This is a genomic window from Janibacter sp. CFPM2_SD2 (genome assembly GCF_057364645.1).
Genome location: NZ_JBNFOF010000114.1, coordinates 1 through 9,860, shown reverse-complemented (window position 1 = coordinate 9,860; position 9,860 = coordinate 1). Strand labels below are relative to the sequence as shown.

The 9,860-nt window shown below is 72.1% G+C and carries 7 protein-coding genes and 1 pseudogene; 4 read left to right on the top strand and 4 right to left on the bottom strand.

Annotated features, from left to right (window positions below; translation table 11 throughout):
• Window positions 1–18: 18 nt before the first annotated feature.
• Both AC2W7J_RS11400 and AC2W7J_RS11395 read left to right on the top strand, forming a co-directional pair.
• Window positions 19–249 (top strand): annotated as a pseudogene (locus AC2W7J_RS11400) (HD-GYP domain-containing protein); the annotation flags it as partial.
• Window positions 250–373: 124 nt separating this feature from the next.
• Window positions 374–1,633, top strand: a complete 1,260-nt coding sequence (locus tag AC2W7J_RS11395; protein ID WP_485982501.1) for an HD-GYP domain-containing protein — start codon at window positions 374–376, stop codon at window positions 1,631–1,633.
• Between the two features lie 9 nt (window positions 1,634–1,642).
• Here the strand turns inward: AC2W7J_RS11395 and AC2W7J_RS11390 are convergent, their stop codons facing one another.
• Window positions 1,643–2,440 (bottom strand): hypothetical protein, encoded by a 798-nt coding sequence (locus tag AC2W7J_RS11390; RefSeq protein ID WP_485982499.1) that lies wholly within the window; start codon window positions 2,438–2,440, stop codon window positions 1,643–1,645.
• A 1,252-nt stretch (window positions 2,441–3,692) separates the two neighbouring features.
• Window positions 3,693–4,493 carry a helix-turn-helix transcriptional regulator gene (locus AC2W7J_RS11385; RefSeq protein ID WP_421007028.1) on the bottom strand — a complete coding sequence of 267 codons (801 nt, stop codon included), beginning with the start codon at window positions 4,491–4,493 and terminating at the stop codon, window positions 3,693–3,695.
• Between the two features lie 365 nt (window positions 4,494–4,858).
• Here AC2W7J_RS11385 and AC2W7J_RS11380 point away from each other — a divergent pair, with 365 nt between their 5' ends.
• The gene (locus AC2W7J_RS11380) at window positions 4,859–6,019 is read left to right on the top strand and encodes an NAD(P)-dependent malic enzyme (protein WP_485982497.1); all 1,161 of its coding nucleotides are present in this window, start codon (window positions 4,859–4,861) and stop codon (window positions 6,017–6,019) included.
• Between the two features lie 59 nt (window positions 6,020–6,078).
• Here AC2W7J_RS11380 and AC2W7J_RS11375 read toward each other — a convergent pair whose 3' ends face one another.
• Both AC2W7J_RS11375 and cysD read right to left on the bottom strand, forming a co-directional pair.
• Window positions 6,079–7,410: a sulfate adenylyltransferase subunit 1 gene (locus AC2W7J_RS11375; protein ID WP_485982495.1), complete on the bottom strand. Its 1,332-nt coding sequence runs from the start codon at window positions 7,408–7,410 to the stop codon at window positions 6,079–6,081.
• Complete coding sequence (gene cysD, locus AC2W7J_RS11370) at window positions 7,410–8,324, bottom strand: sulfate adenylyltransferase subunit CysD (protein WP_485982493.1); 915 nt, start codon at window positions 8,322–8,324, stop codon at window positions 7,410–7,412. Before cysD ends, AC2W7J_RS11375 begins: the two co-directional genes overlap by 1 nt.
• Before the next feature lie 155 nt (window positions 8,325–8,479).
• Between cysD and AC2W7J_RS11365 the strand changes: the two genes are divergently transcribed.
• A partial coding sequence (locus AC2W7J_RS11365; RefSeq protein ID WP_485982491.1) for a glycosyltransferase family 4 protein occupies window positions 8,480–9,860 on the top strand: 1,381 nt, incomplete at its 3' end.

The following is a 9,860-nucleotide window of genomic DNA, read 5'->3' as shown; positions in this document are numbered from 1 at the left end:
CGCCTGCGCGACGTCGGCATGCTCGCCCTCGACGGGCCGCGCCGGGCGATCGTGCGCCGTGACCACCCCGAGGCGGCGGCCCGCGTGCTCGGGTCGGTGACCTTCCTGCGCGAGCCCCTCGAGCTCGTCGCCGCGCACCACGAGCGCATCGACGGCGAGGGCTATCCCCGGGGACTCGTCGGGGAGGGCATCCCGATCGGGGGGCGCGTGCTGGCGGTCGCCGACACCTGGGGCCACCTCGTGGCCGAAGGGTGGAGCCCGGCCGATGCCGTCGACCACTGCGAGTCGGTGGTTGGCCACGGCCTCGACGGCAGTGCGTCGCCGCGCTCCGCCGGGCGTTCGAGCGTCGCCAGCTGCCGCGGGTGGGCGCGCCATGAGCGGCCTCGTGCAGCGCCCTGGCCTGATCCTTTTTTGCCTGGCGATCCTCATCGGCTCGGTCGCCGCCCTGTGGGCGGACGTCACGCCGGAGATGGTCACCGCGGCGAGCGTCGTGGCGATCATCGCCATCGTCCTCGGCGAGCAGCTGCCGCTGCGCATCGCCGGACGGGTCATCGCCCCCCTGACGACCGCCCCGGCCCTCGGCCTGATCCTCAGCCCGCTGAGCTTCGGCGGCGAGGTGCCGAGCGCGTGGACCGTGGTGGCCGTGGTGTGGCTGAGCATCCTCGCCGGAGGGCTCGTCGCCCGGGCCCGTGGGCTCTCGGTCGTCGAGGGTTCGCTCGGCTCGCGCTTCCTCGGAATGGTCGTGACGACCCTGCTCGCACGCGGCATCGTCAGCGACGGCCAGACCCTCGTCGAGTGGGCCTTCGACGAGCGCACCCACAGCGCGCTCGGCGCCCTCGGCCTGCTCGTCGCGGCCGTGGTCGGCGGTCTCGTCGAGCGCGGTCTGGACAACGTCGTGGTCTGGGTCACCGAGCGCGGCGGGTGGCGGCACGTCGTCGCCGCCGAGGTCGGTCCGCTCGCCGGCATCTCCGCGGCGACCGTCGCGACCGGGCCCCTCATCGCCCTCGCGAGCCCGGTCCTCGACTGGGCGGCCACCCCGCTGCTCACCCTGCCCGTGCTGCTCAGCTATCTGTCCGTCCAGCGCGTCGTCACCACCCGTCAGGCTCTCGAAGAGGCGGTCGTCGCGCTGTCGAGGTTCAGCGAGATCACCGGCCTGACCCGGGTCGGTCACGTGCAGCGGGTCGCCGACCTCTCCGTCGCGATCGGCCGGGAGATGGGCGCCGACGTCGTCACCCTGCGCGCCATCGAGCGCACTGCCTTGCTGCACGACGTCGGGCAACTCGGGCTGCGCGAGCAGCTGCGCGGGGGAGCGACGATCCACGCGAGCACCGCCGAGGAGGCGACCATGGCCCGGTCGGTCGCGCGGGTCATCGCCGGCACCCCACAGCTCGCGGAGCTCACGCCCTATCTCGACCAGGTGCGCACGCCCTTCCGCCGCACCCGGGAGTTCGGCGAGCACATCCCGCTGCCCTCGCGCATCGTGCGGGTCGCCAATGCCTGGGACGACATCACCGAGGGTGCCGTCTCCGCCCGGGCCCAGGCCGTCGCCCTCGAGCGGCTGCACCTCGGCCTGGGCTACGACTACGACCCGGAGGTCGTCACCGCCCTCGAGCGGGCGGTCGCGTCGCGGTGAGCGTGTTGGTCACTGCGGGACGACGCTGTAGGTCAGCTTCGAGCCCGTGACGTAGCCGGTGCGGCGGGCGGTGACCTTCGCCTGCACCTTGTGGCCGCGGTCGGCCGAGCGCACGGTGTAGGTCTTCGCGCTCGCGCCGCTGATCGCGGAGCCGTCGCGGTACCACCGATAGCTGTAGGAGCTCGGCTTCGGGGTCCACGAGCCGACCATGACCGTCAGGGTGCGGCCGACCCGCGGGGTGCCGCTGATCGACGGGCGGGTGGTCGCGTGGATCGGGATGCCCACCTTCGCCGACGTCGCCGAGCGCGAGGTGTAGTAGCTGCGCCGGGCCGTCACGGTCACCGTGAGGTAGCGGCCGGCGTCCCACGTCGTGGCGCGGTAGGTGCGGCCGGTCGCACCGCTGATCGCCACGCCGTTGCGCCGCCACTGGTAGCTGTAGGACGTCGGTGTCGGCGACCACGAGCCGGTCGACGCGGTGAGGGTGCTGCCGACCCCCTTCGTCCCGGTGATCCTGGGTGACGAGACGAGGCTGAAGGTGCCCGGCGTCGACGTGTTGCTGATCCGCACGACGGCCTCGGTGGCGCTCGCGGACTGGGTCGTCACGGTGATCTTGCCGTCGCTGCTCGTCAGGGTGCGACCGACCGCGAGGCTCATGCTGCGGTCGTGGGCACCGGTCGGCGTGGGGTCGAGGAGCACGGTGTCGCCGGTCTGGGAGTTGCGGCGCAGCACGCGCACGCCGGTCGACTGGCCGGTGGGGTTGGTCGCGTCGCGGCCGGCGGCGGTGCGGTACTCGACCCAGTACTTCACGCCGGTGCGGCGGTGGGGTGACGACCGCGGCGCGCACCCCGGCCCGGCCGGAGACCGGCTTGAGCGTCACCGTGCTCGTGCCGGCGCCGACCGACACCGACGCGGCCGACGCGAGCATGCCGGTGGCGAGGGCCTGGGGTGCGGAGAGCATGCCGGCGGTGTCGCCGGAGATGCCCATGACGTCGAGGGCGTCGCCGTAGCCCTCCTCCCGGCAGGTGCTCCACTCGCCGCTGCGCTCGGTGTCGTCGCTGCGGCCGCTGCACACGAGCGAGTTGGCGTGGCCATAGGACATGTTGTGCCCGAGCTCGTGGGCGAGGACCGGCCAGCGCGAGTCGGCGACGTGCAGCACGCCCCAGTCGTTGGGGGAGTCGCCGACGATGCCGAGGCCGTAGCCGCAGCCGGCCTCGGCGGCGCGCGGCAGGCGCAGCACGAGGCTGGAGTTGTCCCGGAAGGCATATCCGACGCGGTCGGCGGCCTCCTGGAAGCGGGCGATCGGGTCGTCGGCGCAGGAGTAGGCGGACGTGTAGTGGGTGCGCATCGACGGCGCCCCGATCTTGATCTCGCTGCGCGACTGGTCGCGCCAGTAGCCGTCGGCGCTGGCGACCTGCTGGGTGGCGGAGGTCGTCGTGACCGGCTCGCGGGTCATCCCGCGCGGGGTGACCTCGACATAGGTGATGGCGCGGGTGGCCGGGGTGTAGCTCGCCGCCGCCTGGGTGGCGCCGGCCAGGTGGGTGACCTCGAGCGGCTCGGAGCCGGGAGCCAGGGCGGTGTCGATGCTCGCGGCGGCGATGTCGGAGTCTGCAGGCGCTGGGGTGGCGTCGGCGGCCGCGGCGAGGTCCGCGCGGTGCAGGTCGTGGCGAGCGCCCCCCTTCGTCGTGGGCACGTGGAGGGTCCGCCCGGCGGCGCGCGTCGGCGAGGTCTGCGGGACGGCGACGTCGACCGTGACGCGGGAGCGGCCCGGGGTGGTGGCCAGATCGTCGCCCGCGACGGGCACGAGACGGCCGTCGACGAGGACGCCGTAGGACGGCCGACCGCCAGGCGACTCGACGGACGTGCGCGACGAGGTCACCGGCGAGGACGGACGCGGCCGTCGGGGGCGGCAGGGCTGGCCTGGGCGGACGCGGCGAGCGTGCCACCGGCGAGGCCGAGGCTGAGCAGGACGGCGAGGAGAGGGCGTGGGCGCAAGTGGTGCTCCGTGGCGAAGGGGAGGCACCGACCGGCCTCGATGACCGGATCGTAGACCGCGGACCCGTCACCGACCGTCACCCGCGCCGTCGGCGTCGCGGCGGGAGCGGTTGGCGGCGCGGTGGCGCTGCGCGGACAGCGTCCGCAGCGCCGAAGGGGAGTTGCGCCCGTCCGCGCGGAAGGCGCGGCGCATTGCCTGCAGCGAGGAGAAGCCGCTCTTGGCGCTGACCTCGGCCAGGCCCAGCTCGGGCTGCTGGCCGATGAGCGCGGCCGCGACACTGACCCGGGTCGAGGCGATGCTCGCCGTGATGGTCGTGGCCTCCTCCTGGAAGGCGCGAGCCAGATGGCGGGGCGAGACGTTGAAGGCGGCGGCGATGGATTCGGGGCCGAGGTCGGCATCGGCGTAGTGGTCGGCGATGTGGTGCAGGACTGCCGAGTAGAGGCTCTGCTCCGGGGCGGTCACCGGACGCAACCGGCTGTCGAGGATCAGACCGCCTATCAGGTCCCGCAGGGTCCGGTCGATGATGTGGCGGGCGAAGGTCCCGGTCGGCGGCTCCGCGAGGACCCAGGCCATGACGACCTCCGTGACCCGGGTGAGCGACGCGTCGACGGGGGCGAGCTGACGCAGCCCGGGCGCGGTCTCGAGCAGACCGGGGCCGGAGGCGACCGACAGGAAGCTCACCAGCCCGAGCCGGGCGCCGTCGAGCACCTCGATCGTGGCGTGGGTCGGCTCGATGAGGAGCGTGGAGTGGGGGAGCGGGACGACGGTGCCGTCGTGCTGCCGCAGCCGACAGGCGCCCTCGAGGACGAGGGCCATGTGGACGGGGTGGCGTTGTCGGTCGACGTCGACGGTGGCTGGTCCCGCCACGTGGCGCCCCCGGATGTCATCCGTCACGGGGCGCCACGCGGCCGCCGGTGCGCTCGGCGTCTCCCCCCGGAGGCCTGTGTGCTGCCCTTCAAGATTCAACTGACCATCTCCTGACTCTTTGCCGCATGTCCGAATCCGCCCGCATCGTGTCCGAATTCGATCATGGCACTCCTCCCTGGTTGAGGTGCGACGCAGGAGCCTCGGAACCTGCTCGCGGGTCGGGATGTGACGAAGGAGCCTCGAAGCCCGCGCACCCGGTGTGCGAGGATTGCGCTCGGCTCACCCGCCGCCCGTCGTGGCCACACCCGGCCGTTGCAGGGCGCCCCACCATCTGCTTCATCGAGTTAGTCCGAGGTTTGTCTGCCGTGTCTGTGTCCGAGCCCACCACCACCTTCGACCTGACGGCGCCCCCCTTCGCCGCGCACGAGGGTGGCAAGGTCGAGGTACGGGCCACGAAGCCGCTGCGCGACCAGGACGACCTGTCGCTGCTCTACACGCCCGGCGTCGCCGATGTGTGCCTGGCCATCGAGCAGGACCCGTCGCTCTCGCGCCGCTTCACCGCCCGCAACAACACCGTCGCGGTCGTCTCCGACGGCACCGCGGTCCTCGGTCTGGGTGACATCGGCCCGCTCGCCGCCATGCCGGTCATGGAGGGCAAGGCGGTGCTCTTCAAGCACTTCGGCGGGGTCGACGCGATCCCGGTGTGCATCGAGTCGGGGTCGGTCGACGAGCTCGTCGACGCGATCGCCCGGATGGCGCCGAGCTTCGGCGGGATCAACCTCGAGGACATCTCGGCGCCGCGGTGCTTCGACCTCGAGCGCAAGCTGCGTGAGCGGCTCGACATCCCCGTCTTCCACGACGACCAGCACGGCACCGCGATCGTCGTTCTCGCGGGCCTGATCAACGCCTGCCGGGTCCTCGACCGCCAGATGTCGACGCTGAGCGTCGTCGTCTCGGGCGCGGGTGCGGCCGGTGTCGCGGTGACCCAGCTGCTGCAGCTCGCCGGCGTCACCGAGATCGTCGTGTGCGACTCGCGCGGCATCATCGGCAAGCACCGCAACGACCTCGTGGCGCACAAGGAGATGCTCGCGGCGACGACGAATGTCTCGGGCAAGACCGGCACCATCGGTGACGCGCTCAAGGGTGCCGACGTCTACGTCGGCGTCTCCGGTGGCTCCGTCCCCGAGGAGCAGGTCGCCTCGATGGCCGAGGACTGCATGATCTTCGCGCTGGCCAACCCCACGCCCGAGGTGCACCCCGACCTCGCGCACAAGTACGCCGCGATCGTCGCGACGGGCCGCAGCGACTTCCCCAACCAGATCAACAACGTGCTCGCCTTCCCCGGCATCTTCCGCGGGGCGCTCGACGCCGGCGGGGTCCAGATCAGCGAGGAGATGAAGCTCGCCGCCGCGCGTGCCATCGCCGACCTCGTCGAGGAGCCCTCGGCGGAGAAGATCGTCCCGCCGGTCTTCCAGGAGGGCGTCGCCGAGGCGGTCGCCGCTGCGGTGGCTGCGCACGCGGGCTGACCCCTCCAGGGGCACGACGAAGGGGGCGAGCTGCGGCTCGCCCCCTTCGTCGTACCCGATCAGATCGAGTACTCGACCCCGTGGGTGCCCGAGATCATCCCGGCGCCGACGGTGTTGCCAGTCGTCGGGTCGATGAGGATGAAGGACCCCGTCGCCCGGTGGGTCGCGTAGGCGTCGACCGCCAGCGGCTGCGACAGGCGAAGGGAGACGGTCCCGACCTCGTTGAGGCCCAGCTCGCTGGCCTCGCCGTCGCGCTCGAGCGTGTTGACATCCAGTCGTGCGCCGAGGCCGTCGACGATCGCCTTGACCGTGCGGGTCGTGTGCTTGAGCAGCAGCTTCTGACGGCTGTGCAGCGTGCCCGTGGTCATCCAGCAGACGGTCGCGGTGATCTCGCGGGTCACCTCGGGGGCGTGCTCCGCATCGGCGATGAGGTCACCGCGGGAGACATCGACCTCGTCGCTCAGACGCAGCGTCACGGACTGCCCGGTGACGGCCTGGTCGTGGGTGGCGTCGAGGGTGTCGATGCCGGCGACGGTTGTCCGCACGCCGCTGGGCAGGACGACGACGTCCTGGCCGACGCGGAAGGTCCCCGCCTCGACGCGGCCGGCGTAGCCGCGGTAGTCGCGGTGCTCGCCCTGCTGCGGGCGGATGACGTACTGGACGGGGAAGCGGTCCCCCTTCGTCTCGAAGAGGTCGGCACTTTCGGCGGTCTCGAGATGCTCGAGCAGGCTCGTGCCCGTGTACCAGGGCATCGCATCGCTCGTCTCGACGACGTTGTCGCCGACGAGAGCGCTGATGGGGAAGGTCGCGACGGCCGGCACCCGCAGCTGCTCGGTGAAGGCGAGGAAGTCCTCGCGGATCTGCGTGTAGACGGACTCGTCGTAGCCGACGAGGTCCATCTTGTTGACCACGAGCGTGATGTGGGGGACCTGCAGCAGCGACAACAGGACGGTGTGTCGGCGGGACTGCTCGGTCAGCCCGTGGCGGGCGTCGACGAGCACGAGGCCGAGGTCGGCGGTCGAGGCGCCGGTGACCATGTTGCGCGTGTACTGCGCGTGGCCGGGGGTGTCGGCGAGGATGAACTTGCGCCGCGGCGTCGCGAAGTAGCGGTAGGCGACATCGATGGTGATGCCCTGCTCGCGCTCGCTGCGCAGACCGTCGGTGAGCAGCGCGAGGTCGGTGTGGTCGTGACCCTTCGCCTTGCTCGTGGCCTCGACGGCCTCGAGCTGGTCCTCGAAGATCGCCTTGCTGTCGAGCAGGAGCCGCCCGATGAGCGTCGACTTGCCGTCGTCGACCGACCCGGCCGTCGCGACACGGAGCAGCCCCAGGTCGAGGTCGGTGCCGACGGTCGTCGTCTCGGGCGGGGGAGTGGTCAGTGTGTCGGTGCTCATCAGAAGTAGCCCTCCTTCTTGCGGTCCTCCATGGCGGCCTCGCTGAAGCGGTCGTCGCCACGGGTCGCGCCGCGCTCGGTGAGGCGGGCCACGGAAATCTCGTCGATGATCTCGTCCACGGTGCTGGCGTCGGACTCGACGCAGCCGGTGAGCGTCAGGTCGCCGACGGTGCGGAAGCGCACGGTGCGCTCGCGGGCCTCTTCGCCGGGACGAAGGGGGTTGTGCTCGCTCGCGGTGAGCAGCATCCCGTCGCGCTCGAAGACGTTGCGCTGGTGGGAGTAGTAGATCTCGGGGATGTCGAGCTGCTCGCGGCCGATGTACTGCCAGATGTCGAGCTCGGTCCAGTTGGACAGCGGGAAGATCCGCATGTGCTCGCCCTCGTGGATGCGCCCGTTGTAGAGGGACCAGAGCTCAGGCCGCTGGTTCTTGGGGTCCCACTGGCCGAAGTCGTCGCGGTGGGAGTAGATGCGCTCCTTGGCGCGTGCCTTCTCCTCGTCGCGTCGACCGCCGCCGAAGGCCGCGGTGTAGCCACGCTCTTCGATGGCGTGGAGGAGGGTGCCGATCTGCAGCCGGTTGCGCGAGGTCTTGCCGTCGTCGATGACGATGCCGTCAGCGATCGCCTGCTCGACGGAGGCGACGTGCAGCTCGATGCCCAGGCGCTCGACCCAGCGGTCGCGGGTAGCGAGCACCTCGGGGAAGTCGAAGCCCGTGTCGACCTGGAGCAGTCCGAACGGGATCTTGGCCGGGGCGAAGGCTCGCTCGGCCAGCCGGAGCATGACGATCGAGTCCTTGCCGCCGGAGAACATCAGGACGGGGCGCTCGAACTCCGCAGCGACCTCACGGATGATGTGGATCGACTCGGACTCGAGGACGTCGAGGTGCGTCAGGGCGGCCGGGGGGGCAGCAGTGGGCACGAGGGAACCTCTCTTCGGACGGGACCCACGGAGCATAACGAGAAGTTATGGATGTCCAAACTGGCGTTCAGGTGTTGGATGGACACGTCCCGGCGGTGCGCAGGACCTGTGCGTGCGTCAGGCACAATGGCGCGCATGACTGTCGGGGAGGTGGCGTGCGCGTCCTCCTGCTGACCCATCACTACCCCCCGGAGATGGGTGCCCCGCAGCAGCGCTGGGAGGGCCTCGTCGAGTGGTTCACCGCTAACGGCCACGACGTCGCCGTCATCACCCCGGTGCCCCACTACCCGAGCGGCCGGGTCTGGCCCGAGGCCGCCGGCCTCGTCGCGGGGACGGTCCACCACGGCTCGCACGGCGAGGTCGTCCACCGGGCGGCCTACCGCATGACGACCGGCTCGGTCTGGTCACTGCTCACCGACCAGGTCATCGGGGCGGCCCACTCCGTCTGGCTGGCCCGCCGGTTCGCCGGTGACGCGCGGCCGGACGTCGTCATCACGACCGTGCCGGCGCTCCCTTCGCTCATCTCGGGGGTCGTCGTCTCCCGTCTCATGCGCCGGCCCCTCGTGCTCGAGATGCGCGACGCCTGGCCCGACCTCCTCGCCGTCATCGACCGCTGGGACGGGGAGCGGGTCACCGGCCGGCAGCACGTCAAGCGATCGCTCGCCCGGGTCGCCGCGGTGGGCACCAGCGTCCTGCAGCGGCGAGCATCGGTCGTCGTGACGACGACCCACTCCTTCGCCGAGCGACTGCGCGAGCGCCGGTTTCGCCACGTGCGGGTCGTGCGCAACGCCTCGCACCCCTTCGAGGCTCCGCTCGAGCTGCCCACGCGTCCGCTCGAGGGTGAGCTGCGGGTCGTCTACGTGGGCACCGTCGGTCGTGCGCAGGGGCTCGAGACGGCCGTCGAGGCCGCCCGACTGGCCGCGGAGGCCGGGGTCACCGTGCGCCTGCGGGTCGTCGGGGGCGGTGCCGGACGGGCCCTCGTCCAGCAGGAGGCGGCCGGTGCCGGCGTCGACGTGGAGCTCCTCGGCATCGTCCCGCGCACCGAGGTGCCGCAGCACTACGCCTGGGCCGACACCGCCCTCGTCATGCTGCGCGCCTGGCCCGGGCTCGAGCTGACCATCCCCTCCAAGGTCTACGAGCTCATGGACGCCGGCCTGCACATCAGCGCGAGCGTCTCGGGCGAGGCGCCGGACGTCATCGGGGATGCCGGTGCCGGTGACGTCCGTGCCCGCGGGCGACGCGCGCGCCCTCGCCGACCTCTGGGTGCGGCTCGCCCGTGCCCCGCACCCGCCGGCGCCCTCGCCCCGGGCCAAGAGCTGGGTCGACCTGCACGCCCGCCGCCCGATCACGGGAGAGCAGTACCTCGGCCTGCTCGGCGAGCTCCACGTCGCCGTGGGGCAGCGCGGGGTCAGCGCCGGGCAGCGCCTCGCCGCCCTCACCGACAACGTCTCGCTGCTCGCGGCCACGGCCGTGGAGCACGTCGGCGACGACCCGATCTCCTTCGGCGTCCTCGTCATGCGCCGGCTGCCCGGCCGG

Excerpts from the sequence above, each read along its gene's own strand:
- AC2W7J_RS11395 (WP_485982501.1), top strand. The coding sequence starts at position 374 with ATGAGCGGCCTCGTGCAGCGCCCTGGCCTGATCCTTTTTTGCCTGGCG.
- AC2W7J_RS11375 (WP_485982495.1), bottom strand. The coding sequence starts at position 7,410 with ATGAGCACCGACACACTGACCACTCCCCCGCCCGAGACGACGACCGTC.